At 55.2% G+C, this 17,142-nt stretch carries 15 protein-coding genes; 4 read left to right on the forward strand and 11 right to left on the reverse strand.

Features of this window, described 5'->3' with window-relative positions:
- The first annotated feature begins 3 nt into the window (after positions 1 to 3).
- Both ACR3E4_RS03710 and ACR3E4_RS03715 read left to right on the forward strand, forming a co-directional pair.
- Positions 4 to 984, forward strand: coding sequence for a CobW family GTP-binding protein (locus tag ACR3E4_RS03710; protein WP_480534095.1), 981 nt, complete (start codon positions 4 to 6; stop codon positions 982 to 984).
- A gap of 84 nt (positions 985 to 1,068) precedes the next feature.
- Complete coding sequence (locus ACR3E4_RS03715) at positions 1,069 to 2,007, forward strand: hypothetical protein (RefSeq protein ID WP_480534097.1); 939 nt, start codon at positions 1,069 to 1,071, stop codon at positions 2,005 to 2,007.
- Between the two features lie 241 nt (positions 2,008 to 2,248).
- On the opposite strand, the gene ACR3E4_RS03720 is transcribed toward ACR3E4_RS03715, so the two are convergent.
- Together ACR3E4_RS03720 and ACR3E4_RS03725 are read right to left on the reverse strand one after the other, a co-directional pair.
- A complete protein-coding gene (locus tag ACR3E4_RS03720; protein ID WP_480534147.1) occupies positions 2,249 to 3,223 on the reverse strand; it encodes a Gfo/Idh/MocA family protein in 975 nt (324 codons plus the stop codon).
- 65 nt (positions 3,224 to 3,288) lie between these two features.
- Entirely contained in the window at positions 3,289 to 4,179 is an 891-nt protein-coding gene (locus ACR3E4_RS03725; RefSeq protein WP_480567054.1) for a sugar phosphate isomerase/epimerase family protein, read from the reverse strand.
- A gap of 194 nt (positions 4,180 to 4,373) precedes the next feature.
- Between ACR3E4_RS03725 and ACR3E4_RS03730 the strand changes: the two genes are divergently transcribed.
- Entirely contained in the window at positions 4,374 to 5,960 is a 1,587-nt protein-coding gene (locus ACR3E4_RS03730) for a GMC family oxidoreductase (RefSeq protein ID WP_480534101.1), read from the forward strand.
- 13 nt (positions 5,961 to 5,973) lie between these two features.
- Here the strand turns inward: ACR3E4_RS03730 and ACR3E4_RS03735 are convergent, their stop codons facing one another.
- From ACR3E4_RS03735 to ACR3E4_RS03765, 7 genes are all read right to left on the reverse strand, one after another.
- Entirely contained in the window at positions 5,974 to 6,282 is a 309-nt protein-coding gene (locus tag ACR3E4_RS03735; protein ID WP_480534103.1) for a hypothetical protein, read from the reverse strand.
- Positions 6,272 to 7,201 (reverse strand): DMT family transporter, encoded by a 930-nt coding sequence (locus ACR3E4_RS03740; protein ID WP_480534105.1) that lies wholly within the window; start codon positions 7,199 to 7,201, stop codon positions 6,272 to 6,274. Before ACR3E4_RS03740 ends, ACR3E4_RS03735 begins: the two co-directional genes overlap by 11 nt.
- Entirely contained in the window at positions 7,201 to 8,706 is a 1,506-nt protein-coding gene (locus ACR3E4_RS03745; RefSeq protein WP_480534107.1) for a GMC oxidoreductase, read from the reverse strand. Before ACR3E4_RS03745 ends, ACR3E4_RS03740 begins: the two co-directional genes overlap by 1 nt.
- A 24-nt stretch (positions 8,707 to 8,730) precedes the next feature.
- A complete protein-coding gene (locus ACR3E4_RS03750; RefSeq protein ID WP_480534109.1) occupies positions 8,731 to 9,840 on the reverse strand; it encodes an ABC transporter ATP-binding protein in 1,110 nt (369 codons plus the stop codon).
- A 3-nt stretch (positions 9,841 to 9,843) separates the two neighbouring features.
- Positions 9,844 to 10,716: a carbohydrate ABC transporter permease gene (locus ACR3E4_RS03755; protein ID WP_480534111.1), complete on the reverse strand. Its 873-nt coding sequence runs from the start codon at positions 10,714 to 10,716 to the stop codon at positions 9,844 to 9,846.
- Positions 10,713 to 11,582, reverse strand: coding sequence for a carbohydrate ABC transporter permease (locus ACR3E4_RS03760; protein ID WP_170381932.1), 870 nt, complete (start codon positions 11,580 to 11,582; stop codon positions 10,713 to 10,715). The genes ACR3E4_RS03755 and ACR3E4_RS03760 overlap by 4 nt, the downstream gene beginning before the upstream one ends.
- A 123-nt stretch (positions 11,583 to 11,705) precedes the next feature.
- Positions 11,706 to 12,956 carry an ABC transporter substrate-binding protein gene (locus ACR3E4_RS03765; RefSeq protein ID WP_170381931.1) on the reverse strand — a complete coding sequence of 417 codons (1,251 nt, stop codon included), beginning with the start codon at positions 12,954 to 12,956 and terminating at the stop codon, positions 11,706 to 11,708.
- Positions 12,957 to 13,134: 178 nt separating this feature from the next.
- On the opposite strand from ACR3E4_RS03765, the gene ACR3E4_RS03770 reads away from it, so the two are divergent.
- A complete protein-coding gene (locus ACR3E4_RS03770) occupies positions 13,135 to 13,926 on the forward strand; it encodes a helix-turn-helix domain-containing protein (protein ID WP_170381930.1) in 792 nt (263 codons plus the stop codon).
- Here the strand turns inward: ACR3E4_RS03770 and hisD are convergent.
- Positions 13,923 to 15,239: a histidinol dehydrogenase gene (gene hisD, locus ACR3E4_RS03775; RefSeq protein ID WP_480534114.1), complete on the reverse strand. Its 1,317-nt coding sequence runs from the start codon at positions 15,237 to 15,239 to the stop codon at positions 13,923 to 13,925. The genes ACR3E4_RS03770 and hisD overlap by 4 nt on opposite strands.
- Before the next feature lie 65 nt (positions 15,240 to 15,304).
- The gene (locus ACR3E4_RS03780) at positions 15,305 to 17,107 is read right to left on the reverse strand and encodes a thiamine pyrophosphate-binding protein (protein ID WP_480534116.1); all 1,803 of its coding nucleotides are present in this window, start codon (positions 17,105 to 17,107) and stop codon (positions 15,305 to 15,307) included.
- Positions 17,108 to 17,142 lie beyond the last annotated feature (35 nt).

The raw sequence follows: 17,142 nt of genomic DNA on the forward strand, positions 1-17,142 counted from the left end.
GACATGATCGAATTTGGTTCGACATCCGCAATCCCGGTCACGATCCTTACCGGCTTTCTCGGAGCCGGTAAGACAACACTTTTGAACCGCATCCTGACAGGCAATCACGGGTTGCGGGTTGCGGTTCTGGTGAATGACTTTGGATCAGTAAACGTTGACGCCGACTTGGTAGTCGGTCTCGAAGATGATGTGATGAGCCTGGCAAATGGCTGCGTCTGCTGCTCGATCCGAGATGACCTGATCGAAACGGTAGAAGCCGTTCTCGCCCGGCCTGAGAAACCGGAATACATCGTCCTTGAAGCAAGCGGAGTGTCGGACCCGTCATCAATTGCAATGACATTCACCGATCAGAAGTTTCGGGACATGATCCGCTTGGACAGCCTTATGTGCCTGGTCGATGCGGAACAGCTATTTTCTGCGCCGGAACAAATGGAGCTGAAACTCCGTCAAATCGCGTTCTCGGACATGGTTATTTTGAACAAGGTCGATCTCGTCGACAGGGCGGCTGTTCAAAGGGTGCACGATTGGCTCGGGTCTCGCTTCCGTCGATATCGCCTCGTCGAAGCTGTCAACGCAGACGTCCCACTGGACATACTTCTTTCCGTTGGTCGCTTTGCCGCCGAACAGCTCGAAACAGAAATACCCGATCATCACGAGCATGGACCGGATTGTGGTTGCCACCACTCTGATCACTCGGACAGCTTCTCAACAACTATGATGAAATCTGAACGCCCGATAAGCTTGTCATCTCTTCGGAGTGCAATTCGAAAGCTTCCTGGCGACGTTTATCGCCTCAAGGGTTTTGTTTTTAGCGAGGAGGATCCGGATCACCGCATTCTTGTACAGGTAGTCGGAAAACGCATGGACATCGCAAGGGATGGAGCATGGGGCCACCTAAAACCTGAAACAAGGCTTGTTGCAATAGGTGCACCAGGGGCCCTTTCGGAATACGAGCTTTCCGATGCGTTGTTGGCGACCGCATAGTAGCAAGTTCGACAAAATTTGTTTGCGTGTGTTTGTGAAACTCCAACACGTAACAGCTCGAAAGCCCGCAGCGCTGAGGACCAAATGTGGAAAAATACCCTATTGCTGAAGCAGTTTAGGAAATGGAGCCAAGCGATCAGATTGCTCGCACCTGCCACTGCGTTTGTCTTGTCGGGAACGGCTTTATGCGCGCAGGACGTTTCAAGTCGAGAACTTGAAGATACAACCCCAAACCTCGGATTGCCGAGTTCAGCTGGAAAACAAGATGCCGAGTTGCTTTCTGCTTTCCACGGGCTCGAGGCGTTGCCCCGAGTAGCAAATCTCATTTGCAGAGGTTCCAGGGGAAAAGACGGGATGCCTGTCATTTTTTCTACCGAGGTAGATCTGGTAACTTTGCAGGCAGGTGACTTCAGAGTTGTAACAAAGTCAGGCCAGATCGGAACAATGCACTGCGCGTCAGTGTTGCCCGCAACCGATCCCGGTGAATTGCGCACGGTGCTTCTCATCGGGGATTTTGGGAACGTTTCCGAGGATCCACCGGTTGCAGTAGAGGTTGTTGGACACCTTCATTCCATCGATGGAACACTTGATTTCCGCGGTGCCACTGTCGCCGTTACTCCGCTGGAAGACGGGCCGTCAATGATCTTTGCCGAGGTTGTCGAGGATTGGACATTGGTCGGAAATTTGGGACCACGCCGAACCAGAGGAAGCCTTTGTCCAAGTGACAACATCGTACAAGCAATTAGGGTAACTTGGGCGGGCGGGGTTACGCTGGCCAATGGCAAAGAACCCGGTGACGTGGAACGTGATCTGTACAGTACTACTGTAGTGGCCGAGGATGGATCACAACGCATAGTAACACCCGCGGCGCTTGCAGATCTGGGCGACGGAGACAATAACCACATGCTCTGCCTTGATACTAAGGATCAACCTATCTCGGTTTCTTTCCCGGCTGGTTTTCTGACGGATCCGAATGACGATCTGAACCCTGCAACCAGCATATTTCTCACGAAATCCAACTAAGAAACTGAACAATAATTTGTTCGAATGAACTCGTAACCGAAAATGTTCGGATGGGCCGGTTACGGGCTGCGAATATCAGCCTTTGGCCATCGCAAGGACAGCTCAATCCGGACATACATTGCGCCCATGCGAGCACCCCAGCATACTCAGGATCGCCTTACCGAAGAAGACTTGCGGGGATTGGGGGCAGGTATCACCAAGGGGGTAAACCCATCGGCATGAGAGCGCTCGCCTGCGTAGCTCAGATATCCCTACTGTTCTCGAAGGCTTGATCAATCGCAACCTGCGTTTCCTTAGAGAACTCGAGCGGGCACGGATATTGCGACCCGGTCGTCGCAGAATCCCCGAATGCCTCGACCTGTAATTTATACTGATCAATGATCGGGAAACGCCTACGCGAGACATCTCGACCATCTTTGTGCAACTCGACACTGGCTTCGCCATAGATCCTTGGGTTGAAGGGCGCCGTTACACGGATCAATCCTCCTTCACCGTGGAAAGTCATTTCCTGAAACAGGTTGAGACGTGTGGTCACGTAGGCCGAATAGGTAAAGCCAGGGAAGCTCGCCTGGATGTCGGTGAAGGCGTCCACGTCATTTTCCCATCGGATGCGGGACGAGATATCCTGCGGTTCTTCACCCGTTACAAAGCGGGTTGATCCCAGCACATAAACGCCAATATCGCGTAGCGCTCCTCCACCGGTTTCAGGGCGATGCCGGATGTTCTCGACATCTTCCCGACTGTCGAAGGCAAAGATGCCGCTGACATGTACCAGCCGCCCAATCTCTCCAGATTGGATCAACTCGCGTACATAGTGCCATTGCGGATGGTGCACGATCATGAAGGCCTCGGCAGCAAGCAAACCAGTTCGGTCGCGGGCGTCTATCAGAGTATCAAACTCGCCCGCCTGCAAGGTCATCGGTTTCTCACAGAGGACATGCTTTCCGGCCTCCAGAGCCTTCAAAGACCACTCAACATGTAGGTGATTTGGCAGCGGGATATAGACCGCGTCGATGTCCGGGTCTGCCAACAATGCGTCATAGCTGTCATGGATCTTCAGATCAGGACACAAGGCTTGAAATGGCGCGACCTTGTGCTTGGAGCCTGTGGCCAAGGCCACCAGTTTGGCGTTGTTTGCCGCGTGAATTGCTGGGCCCATATGTTTCAGCGCAAAGTTCGCGGCACCGAGAATGCCCCAATTGACCGTGTTCGACATGTTATCCCCATTAGTAGTTTGCCTCATCACCTCATAAGTGACGGCATTGTTCGTTTGTGTGGATCCTATCGGATCAGGTTTTCCAGAAGTGATTTTAGTTCTGTAGCCATTTGGAAGCTGTTGCTCTGATGTTGCTTTCGGCAGAACAACTCCGGGCTCCACCAACCCACATATCCCGTCGACTTCACAGCGTCGCACCATTCGCGCAGATCAAGAGCACCGCTGCCGGTGGGCAAATCTCGCAGGACCCTTTCATCCGGAATCCCCCCCAGGAATGGCAGTGAATCGCACACATGCACGCCATAGATACGATCTTTGTCAATCCGAGCCACAGTTTCGGGCGTGTCACCCGACACATAGCAGTGCCAGAAATCCACCACCATTTTCAGGTTGTCCCGATCCGCCCTGTCGAGCAGTTCACATTGGTCTGCGATCGTGTTGACCGGTGCCCAACCCAGCGCCTCCAGATAAAGCACAAGCCCCCGTCCGGCAGCCATATCCGCGAGAACCTTCAGGTTCTTGGCGGACAGCTTGATCTGCTCAGAGCGTGGATAGGAAAGCAATCCGGCATAGCCTTGGATTGGTAGGTGGCTCGCGTGATTGCGAACTGACTGGATATCCACCGGCCCCGTCAGGATCTGAACACCCTTGGCCCCAACAGCAGCCGCGAGATCGAATAACTCTTCTGCCTCTTTCAAAAGGCGCTTTGCATCGTCACCTTGACGCTCGATATCCAGAAGAAATCCAATGCCCGGGATCCAGATGTCTCCAATCTGAGACTTCAGTTCATCGCGACAGAACCCTGCCGCAAGAAAGGCGCGCATCTTGGCTACTGACAGCTCGATACCGTCAAACCCCAAAGACGATGCGATCTCCAGATCCATCATCATCGTCGCATGCTTCGAAACAAGCGAATGATAGACGATTTTCTGGCGCGTATGCTCGGCGTCACTCACGCCCACCCCTCCTGCTGGTCTTGTTGACCGAGCATTGCAGGGAGATGCGCACCTAACAATTTCGCAAACCCACTCCTACATGCGCAGTCTGACGCAATTCCAGCGTCATCCTGCGTCGAAAAATGCGTGTTGCGAAATTGCGCGCTCGTCGTCGCACCGGGAAGATCCTTGTGCGTGATGAAGGAGGCAGAAGCGTGGATACTGCAGATATAGTAATTGTTGGTGGCGGCTCCACCGGGTGCGTTCTGGCCTCTCGTTTGTCAGAGGATCCGGAGTGCAACGTAGTCTTGCTGGAAGAAGGCCCGCGTGACTGGAGCCCCTATATCCACATTCCGGGCGCCTACTATAAAACAGCGCAAGGTCGGTTGCTCAAACGTATCCCGTGGGTTGCGACACAAGAGCGTAACGACGCCCAGCCAACCATGGTACAACCCAGTGTGCTGGGCGGTGGAAGCTCGGTCAATGCGATGATCTATATTCGCGGCAATCCAGACGATTATGAACGGTGGGAAGCGGAGGGCGCGACCGGATGGGGGTATCAAGATGTGCTGCCCTATTTCAAAAAGGCCGAGGACAACAACCGGTTCTGTAATGACGCACATGGCATCGGCGGTCCGCTTGGCGTTTCAGACGTTGACCACATTCATCCCCTGACCCGAGCATGGCTGCAGGCATGTCAGCAATCTGGGATGCCGTATAACCCGGACTTCAATTCTGGCGATCCGGCAGGATGTGGGCTGTATCAGATCACCGCACGAAACAAACGTCGCAGCAGCGCGGCAACCGCGTATCTGAATCCGGCACGCAAGCGAAAGAACCTCTCGATCGTGACCGGCGCAAAGGTCACGCGGATTATCGTGGAAAATGGGCGAGCCGTGGGTGTTGAGTACACCCTACGAGGCAAGTCCAAAACAATCAGAGCATCGCAAGACGTGATCTTGTCGGCAGGGGCGATCAACTCGCCAAAGCTTCTGATGCTGTCGGGGATTGGGCCGGCTGATGAACTACGCAGGCATGGCATTGAGGTACAACAAGACCTTCCGGGCGTCGGGCAGAATCTTCAGGATCACATCGAGATCTCTCTCGTCTATCAACTCAACGGACCGCACAGTTACGACAAGTACAAGAAGCCCTTCTGGAAGCTAATGGCGGGGTTGGAGTACGCGCTTTTCAAAGGAGGGCCCGCGTCCTCGAACTTGATCGAGGGCGGAGGGTTCTGGTGGGCCGATAGGTCCGAAAGGATGCCGGACCTACAGTACTTCATGGTTGTCGGAGCGGGCGTCGAAGAAGGTGTCGAAACCGTGCCAGGCGGTAATGGGTGTACGATCAATTTGGGACAAATCCGCCCCCGATCGCGCGGGGATATACGGCTTGCAAGCTCGGATCCGAGTGATTTTCCGAAAGTGAGGCCCAACTATTTCTCGGACCCCTATGATCTGGAGATAATCGCGCAGGGGACAAAACACGCGATGGAGATCATGCAGCAATCAGCCATCAGCAAATATGTTGAACAACGCCACGAACCAGCTCCCGGTCGCATGAGCATGGATGAGATTAAGGCATTCTGCGCCGCGCACGCCCATGCCGCCCTGCATCCCTCCGGAACCTGTCGCACGGGGACCGATCCAATGTCAGTGGTAGATCCGAAGCTGCGCGTGCATGGTGTGGATGGTTTGCGTGTGGCAGATGCCTCGATCATGCCCAGCCTGATTTCGGGCAACCCAAATGCAGTGTGCATTATGATCGGAGAAAAGCTCTCAGCTATGATGCGGAGCGCCTAACGAAATCAGGAGGTTACGTGGCGACCGGGATACTTACCTCGGCCACGGACAAATTCCGCGCGACTTGATACACCAACTGAACAGAGCCCAACAGGCGAGGTCGGTTCGAGCCGATCGCCACTAACGCCCAGTGGCGTCCTGCCCCATCAAGCAGGGTGATGCGCCAGCAGGGATCTTGCGTGGTGGCAGTTTCGTCCAGATGCACGACAAGCCGCGCGCCTTCCGACAGTAGTATCCGCGCCTTCTTTACGTTGCAGACCGGCAGCTCATTAAGCCAGGCTTCACCTGCCCTTGCCTGCCGCGTTGGTGCCTCATCCCTCATGTCGGCTGGCCCCGGCGCGGTTGAAAATAATAAGCACTAAGCCCGCGCCAATAATGAGAGCCGCACCCACCAGTGTTTTTGGTGTCGGGACATTCGAGAAGAGGAAATACCCGATCAAACTCGCCCATGCGATTTGCATGTAGTTCACGGGCTGCAACAAAGACGCGCGCGCAAATGAAAGCGCCATGACGATGCTGTATTGACCCACGATGTTGAGTACGCAGAGCAAGACAATGAGCCAAAGATGGTCTGGGTTTATTGCTTTGAACTGATCAAAGAAAAACAGAACGGGCACGATCGTTCCAACGGCGCACACATAGAAAAGCGACGTCTGGGGCCCATCGTTGGTAGCAGCTAGCCGCGTAAGCACAATGTAGCTGGCATAGCAAACAGCAGCCCCCAAAGCTAAAACCACGCCCGGTGTATCGAGCTGGTTGCTGGGTGCCACCGCGACAAGCAAGCCGACAAACCCGAGAACCAAAGCGATGATCGTAGAACGAGACACTCTTTCCTTAAGCAGAACGACCGCTAACACGACACCGATCAGCGGAAAGAGGTGGAATATGGTCATTGACTCGGCCAAGCCCAAATATCTGTAAGACAAGCCGAGCTGAACGATTTCACAGATCAGGATTCCACCGCGGATCACGTTTAGCCAAACCCGCGACGTCCGCACCATCGCACCCAGCCCGTTTGTGAAGAGGGACACCGTCGAGACAACGACCAGCAACACGCTGAAGCGAATGAACACCAGTTGCCAGATGGAATAATGCTGGATCAGCTTTTTAGTCATCGCATCATGAAAGGAGAAAGCAATGGTTGCAGCGATCATCAGAAAAATGCCGAGAACAGCATTTCGATCCGATGATTGGTGCCGGCTGGCCCGATGTTCCTCTGCATGGACCAATAGCTTCGCCATTACGCTTGCTTTGACTTCACAAGGTAATCGCCGACGCGCAGTGCTTGGGCGGCAATGGTCAAAGAGGGATTCACGGCCGCCGAACTGGGAAGAAAGCTCGCGTCTACCACCCAGAGATTGTCGTGATCGTAGGCCTTACAGAACGGATCAAGTGGGGCGGTTTTCGGGTCTGAACCCATACGAACCGTGCCACATTGATGTGACGGGGATTTGCTGCCGAACGGTTTGGTCAGGATTAGCTGATAGCCCGCCTTCCGGAATACCTGACGCATGCGTTGCACCAGCAGCTTATGGCCCTTCACGTTGGATGGCCGCCAGTCGAGAACAATCTTGTCTCCCTCAGGATAGACTCTGCTTTCAGGAGATGGAAAATCCTCGCTCATCACGTACCAATCGACCGCCCTATCGCAGAACCACTGAAGCAGGCGTTTGGGCATCCAGACCGGGATATTCGCCGCAAGGACCGGCGCCGAGATCTTGCCCAGTTGCTGCACATTCCCAAGCGGCAGACCTGTTTCTTCGTCATTGAGATAGAAGTCGTTCAATCCGAATACTTTGGAATGAATGGTCTTCCACGCCTTGCGGAGATCATACGTGATCATCGCCGTAGTGTTGTGGTTCATGAAGTAACGACCAACCGCACCGGAAGAATTTGCAAGCCCTCCTGAACGCCTGGGGTGTTCTGATCTTTGAAGCAGGATTGCTGAATTGACCGCACCCGCGGCGAGGACAACGCGATCTGCCACCATAGACTTTGCCTCACCGTCTTGCACGTAATGCACAGCCTCAATTCGACGGCCTGTTGGGTCTGTTTCAAGACGCGTGACTTGGCATCCCGTGATCAGGCTGACATTCGGGTAAGCAAGCGTTTGTTCAAGGGGACCAGTTTCCGCATCGATCTTTCCAGTATGTGTGTCCGGCACACCATCCCAAGGGCACTTTGAACGGCTTAACCATTTCTCGACATCGACAGACAGGGGCAAGGGCGAAGGGTGTAGGCCCAGCGCCTCCAATCTTGCGGCCGCATCCTGGAGTTGCGGCTCATACGGAACCGCAGGACAAGGTAGCGGGGCCGAGCTGGGTGGATCGGTCGGATCGACACCATGCGCCCCTCGCACCTGAAACAGTTGCTCCGCCTTGACGTACCATGGCTCCAGCTCCTCATAGCCAAAGGGCCATGCCACTGTTTCGCCTTCCGGCAATGCGCGAGCAGTGAAGTCGCTTTCGCGATATCGATACATCACGCAGCCAAAGAACTTCGAATTGCCTCCTACATTGTAGAAGTTGCCCGGAGAGAAGGACTGACCTTGTGCGTCAAACCACCTTTCATCCGAACGGAAGAATCCCTTCTTGAAGATCGCCGTCAAATCGCGCGCCTCTGGGCAATCTTTCAGGTGCTCACCTCGTTCAAGGATCACGATGTTCGCGCCGGAAGGCGCAAGGGCATAGGCAAGGGTCGCCCCACCTATGCCGGAACCGACAATGATATAGTCGAACGAGCTCATCTTGGATTCTCCAGCAAGTCAGGCTTAGCAGTCCAGCCTTGCACCGCTCTCTGGATCAAACACGCAAGCGGCGCCAACCTCAAAATGTAGTTCTACCTGATCGCCTGTATCAGCTTTTGACCCAGGCTTGAGTTTACAGATCGCCTCGAGCCCGCTCAGATCAATCGCGCCAAACGTATCCGCACCAGTTGGTTCAGTCAGGTCAAGCGTGCAGGTCGTCGTGTAATAGGCGTCCTCCGCGGCATCACGCGGGTACTCTTCGACAATCTGCTCAGGTCGCATGCCCAACGTCACAACCTTGTTGTCATAGCCGTCGGGCAGATTGCGGGGATACGGCAGAGTGATGGATTCCAACCCGTGGCTGATCGTCAGCTCCCACCCATCAGCACTTTTGCGTGCCCGCGCCTTCATAAGATTCATTGGAGGGGATCCCATGAAGCCCGCGACAAACGCATTTGCCGGATTGTTATAGATCTCGTCTGGGGTGCCCTGCTGCTGGATGTCGCCGCCTTCCAAGACACAGATGCGCGTCGCCATTGTCATGGCTTCGATCTGGTCGTGGGTCACGTAAACGATTGTCTTGCCGGTCTTCTTGTGCAGTTTTTTGATTTCGGTCCTCATCTCGACCCGCAGCTTGGCGTCGAGGTTGGATAACGGTTCGTCAAAGAGGAACAGTTTCGGATCACGAACCAGCGCTCGACCCATCGCAACGCGCTGGCGCTGACCGCCGGAAAGTTGGCTGGGCTTGCGGTCCAGCAGGTGGCCGATCTGCAGAAGATCAGCGACTTTGGCCACGGCTGCTTCACGCTCGGCTTTGGGAACACGGCGAATTTCCAGTCCGAAACTGATGTTTCCGGCGACGGTCATCGTCGGGTAAAGCGCGTAGGACTGGAACACCATCGCGATGTCACGCTCGGACGGTTCAAGATCGTTGACCACATTGCCTGCGATCGAAATCTCACCTTCCGAGATTTCCTCGAGCCCCGCGATCATGTTCAGCAGGGTGGATTTCCCGCAGCCTGAGGGGCCGACAAGAACAAGGAACTCGCCCTCGTCAATGTCGATATTGATATCTTGAAGGACGCGGACACTTCCATAAAGCTTGCCCGCCTTTTTGATAGAAAGACCAGTCATGATTTATCCTTTCACGGAGCCGCCCATAAGTCCGCGAACAAAGTAGCGGCCGGCGAAGATGTAGATGAGAAGTGTCGGAACAGCGGCGATGAATGCCCCTGCGAAGTGAACGTTATATTCCTTCACCCCGGTCGACGAGTTTACGAGGTTGTTCAGCGCAACGGTCATCGGGAAGCTGTCATAGTCAGCGAAAGACACACCAAACAGGAAGTCATTCCAGATGTTGGTGAACTGCCAGATGACGGTCACGATAATGATCGGCGTCGACGCTGGCAGCATGATCCGGAAGAAGATCCGGAAAAGACCCGCGCCATCCACTTTTGCGGCCTTCATCAGATCCGACGGAAAGGCGACATAGTAGTTGCGGAAGAACAGCGTGGTGAAGCCGATGCCATAAAGCGTGTGGACGACAACCAGCCCCGGAATAGTTCCAGCAAGTCCGAAGAAGCCAAGCATGCGCGCCATCGGGATCAAGATGATCTGGTGCGGGATGAACACCGCGCCAAGCATCATCAGGAAGATGATCTTGTGCCCGCGAAAGACCCATTGGGTCAGCACGTAGCCATTCACAGCGCCCAGCAGGGTGGACACGGTTACCGCAGGCACAACCATCAGAATCGAGTTCCAGAAGTAGGGCCGAAGACCTGTCGGCTCGACGCCGATCTGTGCTGTCGACCATGCTTTGAACCAGGGTTCAAAGGTCCATGTTTGCGGCAGGAACATCATTCCGCCTGATTGGATCTCTTCCAGCGGTTTGACCGAGTTCACCAGCATGACGTACATCGGCATGAGGAACAGGAATGCGAACATAAGCAGGCTTGCATACAGGACAATCTTGGGAAGCACTGCCGAGAAGGTTTTCTTTTTCCGGGTCATTTCTGTTTCCCCTGACTTTTGAGCTCCCACCAGAAATACGGGATCACGAAGACTGCAATCAGGGCGAGCATCATGATCGCGCTTGCCGCACCGATCCCCATCTGGTTTCGGGTGAACGTGTATTGGTACATGAAGACAGACGGCAGCCAGGTTGCACGGCCGGGACCGCCGTTGGTCATGACGACAATCAGGTCGTAGGTCCGGATCGCGTTGAACACGAGGATGACCATCACGCTGACAAAGGTGTAACCAAGCTGCGGGATGATGATGCGCCAATATACCTGAAACGTGTTTGCACCATCTACTCGAGCCGCCTTCAACATCTCGCTATCGATGCCGCGCAGACCTGCAAGGAACAGGGCCATAGCGAAACCAACGGTCTGCCATACGGCGGCGATCACGATGGTATAGAGCGCGAACTCGCGATCTTTGATCCACGAGAACTGGAAGCTTTCCCAACCGAACTGGTGCATAACGCTTTCCAGCCCAATGCCCGGATCCAGAAACCACTTCCACGCCGTCCCTGTCACGATGAAGCTCAGCGCCATCGGATACAGATAGATCGAGCGGAACGCCGATTCTGCGCGGATTTTCTGGTCGATCAGGATCGCCAGGAGCAGGCCGAGCGCGCAGCAGATGACGATGTAAAGAAGCGAATAGATGATCAGGTTCGAAACCGCGATATCCCAAGCTTTCAGCTTGAACAAGTTCTCGTAGTTGCGCAGCCCGACGAAGTTGTAGCTGGGCAGGATTTTGCTGTCCGTGAACGAGATTGCCGCTGTGAAGGCAATGAAGCCATATACGCCAGCAAGGACCAAAAGGGTTCCAGGGGTTATTACGATCTGCGGTAAATAGCGTTTCAACATTTCGCAGCCTTCCCGTTGGTTTAGTTATTCTTCAAGGGCCAAGCCAATTGCGCTTGGAGAGACGCAATTGGCTGGCCGGCTTTATGCCCCGCCTGGGAGGTCGCGGGGCATAGTTTGGTCTGCTTACTGCTGCGCGATGGCAACCGTATCGGCCATTTCCTCGGCTGCTTCTTCGGCGGTCAGTTCACCGTTGAAGAAGGCCGTGATGGCGTCAGAGAAGGCCGTCTTGACCGCCGGGCGGTTGGCGTGGCCCTGAGCTTGTGAACCAACCAGCGTACCGCCAGCGTTTGCAGCTTTCAGGTCGGCCATACCTTTCTTACCGCAGGCATCAAACTCGGCGTCAGACACGTCGATACGCGCCGGGGCAGAGCCTTTCACGATGTTGAAGGCGACCTGGAATTCAGGCGACATCACCGACGATGCCATTTCAGCCTGAGCGTTCTTGCGATCATCACCGACGTTGAACATGGCAAACTGGTCAGCGTTGAATGTTACGACGCCCTCGGTGCCTGGCACGCGCCAGCACTGGAAGTCTTCGCCAGCAACTTCACCAGCGTTCACGAACTCGCCTTTGGCCCAGTCGCCCATGATCTGGAATGCAGCCTGGTCATTGATGACCATCGCCGTCGCCAGGTTCCAGTCACGACCCGAGAAGTTGTCATCGACCAGAGCGCGGTATTCACCAAGGTTGTTCAGCGCCTCGATCATGGTCGGAGAGTTGATCGCGTCTTGGTCCAGCTCGACGAAGACTTTCTTGTACCAGTCCAGACCACCGGTTGCGATGGCTACCGAGTCGAACACGGTGGCTTCCTGCCACGGCTGACCGCCATGGGCGATACCAATATAACCAGCATCCTGAGCGCGTTTAGCGATGTCCAGCAGGCCCGCAAAGTCAGCAGGCGCTTCGGTAACGCCCAGCTCTTCCATGATCTTGCCCGAGGTCCAGACCCAGTTGGTCGAGTGCACGTTCACCGGAGCCGATACCCAGTGTCCGTCGCTTTTGGCGAAGAACTGCAGAGCTTGCGGAACAACGTCGTCCCAGCCCTCGGCTTTGGCGGTAGCGTCAAGGTTGCTCAGCGCGCCTTGGTCGGCCCATTCCAGAATATCATAGCCCAGCATTTGGACCGAGGTCGGCGGGTTGCCGGCCGTTACGCGCGAACGCACAACGGTCATGGCAGCTTCGCCGCTGCCGCCAGCAACCGGCATGTCATTCCAGGTTACGCCTTTGGCTTGCAGCGCATCTTTCAGAACTGAAACTGCGGCAGCTTCGCCACCCGAAGTCCACCAGTGCAGAACTTCAACCGAGTCCTCAGCCTTGGCCGGCGCAGTCAGTGCAGTCGCTGAAAGAAGTGCCAGTGTCATAAGCTTTTTCATTCATCTCTCTCCCTTTTTGGAATTGGCATCCCGAGGCCCGTTTGGGGTCAGGAATTTATTTGACGGGCTAATGTTGGGCCCAGTTGTCACAGGGGACAATTTCGCAACGGAGAATTCAGTTGCGCAATCTGACGCACATAATGCATAATGATGCGACATTTGATGGAGGGGGAACGCCGTGGATGACCAAAGCAGAGAGACTATCGCCATCAACATTGGTCGGCTCGTCAAAGCGCGCGGAAATATCTCCGCCGTGTGCCGTCGTCTTGGCATCAACAGACAGCAGTTCAACAAGTACCTGACCGGGCAACACATGCCGTCACAGGTGAACCTGAACGCAATCTGTGATTATTTCGGCGTCACTTTCTCGGACCTCATCACGCCAGATATGGAGATCCCCGAACGCAAGCACCCATCCGAGTTGCTTGCCGGGTATCAGGCGTTTACCAAGTCAAACTTGCTCCAAACCGTAATACGAACTTCGGAAACGGATCGGCTGAAGCAGTTTTGTGGAACCTACTACAAGTACCATTACTCTTCGATTTACCGTGGGGACATCGTTCGCGCTGTGACGTCAATCTATCCACTTGATGAGGACGTGTTTGGGTATACCAACCTTGAGCGGTTCCCGAACAAGAATAACCCCGAGAAACATGACTATGTTTTCAAGTATCACGGGTTTGTCTTCATGCTTGATGGACGCATGTTCATGGCTGATCTGGAGTCGCTTCAGCAAAATGAAATCACATTCTCGATCTATACGCCGATCGCGCGCAATCCCGTTAAGTTCTTCTTTGGGGTCACGTCAGGTGTCGCGTCCAACCTGTACCGCGAACCCTATACATCAAAGAGTGTGCTGGACTTTCGAGCTCCGACCAAACCAGCGAAGTCAGATTGGAAGGCGGCAACAGTGCTTCCACCGGACGACGAACGCCTGCCGGTGGAAGCAATGGAATACCTGGATAATTAACCTCGAACTGGTGCAGCGCCCGCGTAGGGGACATTCACTCCACCATACCGCCTGACGCGAATGTTGGCCTGCTCTCCATGTCCGACAAAACCTTCAAGCATGCATAGGCGAGATCCGTAGCTTCCGATCTCTGCCGACGCTTCATCGGTGGTGACGCGCTGATAGGTACATGTTTTCAGAAACTTCCCGACCCACAGCCCGCCAGTATAACGTGCGGCGCCGTTCGTAGGCAGCGTGTGGTTCGTGCCGATTACCTTGTCTCCATAGGCTACGTTGGTGCGCGGTCCGATGAACAACGCACCATAGTTCTTCATGTTGTCGACGAAGTAGTCATCATCGTCCGTCATGATCTGCACGTGCTCGGATGCGATCCGATCAGCTTCGGCGAGCATCTCTTCGCGACTTTCGCAGACGATGATCTCGCCATAGTCTTCCCAAGACGCCGACGCGATCTCGGCAGTGGGCAAGACCTTCAACAGCCGCTCAATCTCGGCAAGCGTGCCTCGTCCCAGCGCTTCTGAATCCGTGATCATAACGCATGGTGAGTTATACCCGTGTTCAGCCTGCCCAAGCAGGTCGGTCGCGCACATTTCACCATCGACGGTTTCGTCGGCAATCACGAGCGTTTCGGTAGGTCCGGCAAACAGGTCAATCCCAACCCGCCCGAAAAGCTGTCGTTTGGCTTCCGCCACAAACGCATTCCCCGGCCCCACGAGCATATCGACGGGATCAATAGTTTCCGTCCCGACCGCCATGGCCGCAATGCCCTGAACGCCACCCATGACATAGATTTCATCTGCGCCGTCAATGGCCTGCGCCGCGACGATGTATTGCGCCGGCACACCTTGGAACGGCGGGGCGCAGGTGATCACGCGGTCGCAACCAGCAACCTTCGCGGTCAAGACCGACATGTGGGCCGACGCAAGAAGGGGATACTTGCCACCGGGGACGTAACACCCGACGTTCCCAATCGGCAAATGCTTGTGGCCAAGCACCACACCCGGGCGTGTCTCGACTTCAAGCGGCAACATGGTTGCCAGCTGGTGCTCGGCAAAAACGCGCACCTGTTCGCTTGCGAACTCGATGTCGTGCCGTTCTTGCGCACTCAGCCCATCAAGGCAGGATTGGATTTCTGCCTTATCCAGGCGGTAGCTTTTGCGATCAAGCCCGTCAAACTTGATAGAATAGTCGCGCAACGCCGCATCACCACGTTTCTCCACATCAAGGATGATGTCAGAGACGGTTTTCTGAAGCGTTTCACTGGCAGCTTCGATCGCTGCCGACTTTCGGGCGGATTTGAGTTTCCAGGGCATTCGTTGAGCCTTCGAAAAAAGAAGCCGCACGCATTCTTAGACATGTGCGGCTCCTTAGTTGGGGATTACATGTGCTGTTCTTTGGCACGCATTTCGGCGTAGGCTTCCTGCTCTTTCTCGTAATAAGCAGGCGACGGGAAGTCCCACCAACCGGGAGTGAACGGGCCTGCAGCGTCACGCGATGTGATGACCTCGACCAGAGCGGGTTTGCCGAGGTTTAGCGCTTCTTCAAGCGCCGCACGCAGGTCTTCGCTCTTTTCGACTTTCACTGCGTGCATGCCAAAGCTCTTGGCCATGTCGGTGATGTCAGCCGAATAGGGTTCGCCATTGCCCGCATAGTTGTTGAACTCGGAAGCTACATGGCGACCTTGGAACTTACGCTGACCACCGCGGATCGACATGTAGCCGCTATTGTTCTGAACCAGAGCGACGACAGGGATGTTGTGCATCATGGCGACACCCATTTCCGGGGCGCACATCATGAAGTCACCGTCACCCATGATCGCAACAACTTGCTTGTCAGGACATGCAAGCTTCGCACCAAGCGCAGCAGGATACGCCCACCCCATCGGCGAGAACGAGCCCGAGGTCAGGTGTGTGCGCGGTTCATACACGGGGAAGGACTGCTTCACTGCACCTTGCGTGTTGCCGGACCCTACGGTCACGATGCCATCACGGTCCAAGACCTCGCGCAGAATCTTCAGCGGGTGCTGCGACGTGAAAGGCGTCTCAGTGGAATCCCGACGCGGCGCAAGCTGGGCTTCCCAGCGGTCCTTGGCATCCTGAACATCCTTCAGGAAGGCTTCGCGTTTGGTCAGCGCTTTCGAGGATTGCAGATCGGTAATCTGATCCAGCATGGCTTCCAACGTCACGCGCGCATCTGCGACGATACCAACCTCGGTCGGGTAGTTCTTACCAATCTCATGCGGGTCCAGATCGATGTGGATCAACTTGGCCGGTGGGAACGAGAAGGTCACGCCTTTGGCATAGGAAGAGGCCGACCAGTCGGTGAAACGGCATCCGACCGAGATCACAACGTCTGCACCGGCGGTGATTTCGTTGCCCGAGCTTGTACCCGTCTGCCCGATCGCGCCAACGCACATTTCGTGATCTTCCGAGATGGCGCCCTTACCGTTCCAGGTAAAGGACACAGCGGCACCGACACGTTCGGCAAGCTTGGTCAAAACTTTCGAGGCATTTGCAGTAATAGCACCACCACCGGCGACGATCACGGGGCGCTCGGCGCTCAGCAGCAGCTCGACGGCACGTTTGATCGATTCCGGATCCGGGTGAGCCACACCAACCGGCATGCGTTTGTCCAGATCGTGGATCTCGACCTCTGCCGTTTCACACTGAAGATCCATCGGCAGTTCCACATGCACCGGACCCGGACGGCCCGTCAGCATGGTGTTGAACGCGCGGTGCATCAGGAAGGGCACTTCCTCGACACGAATAGCCGAATACGAGCGCTTGGTGACTTCTTCCATGATCCGCGGAAACGCGTTGTCTTGCTGGCGCTCGATTTCTTGCATGACGCCGTGGCCCTTCATATGGGTCGAAGGCGAGCCGTTGATATAGAAGACCGAGGTGGAGTCCGCATAGCAGGTCGCAAGGCCAATTACGGTGTTCGTTGCACCCGGGCCAACCGACGTAGTGGCCGCCATTGGCTTTCCGGAAGCACGGAAATAGCCATCGGCCATGTGAATTGCGCTTTGCTCGTGCATGACTTGGATAACTTTGACGTTGCAGTCGTCCTGCAAGAACGCATCTGTCAGGCTCCAGTTCCCGTGACCCGGAATTCCGGCAATGTACTCAATGCCGTATTTCGTCAGGGCCTGCGCTACAATTTCGCCGCCAGTTAGTTTCATTCTTTCCTCCTGTCAGAAGCACACAGATGTGCATC

This window comes from Ruegeria sp. AP11 (genome assembly GCF_056535865.1).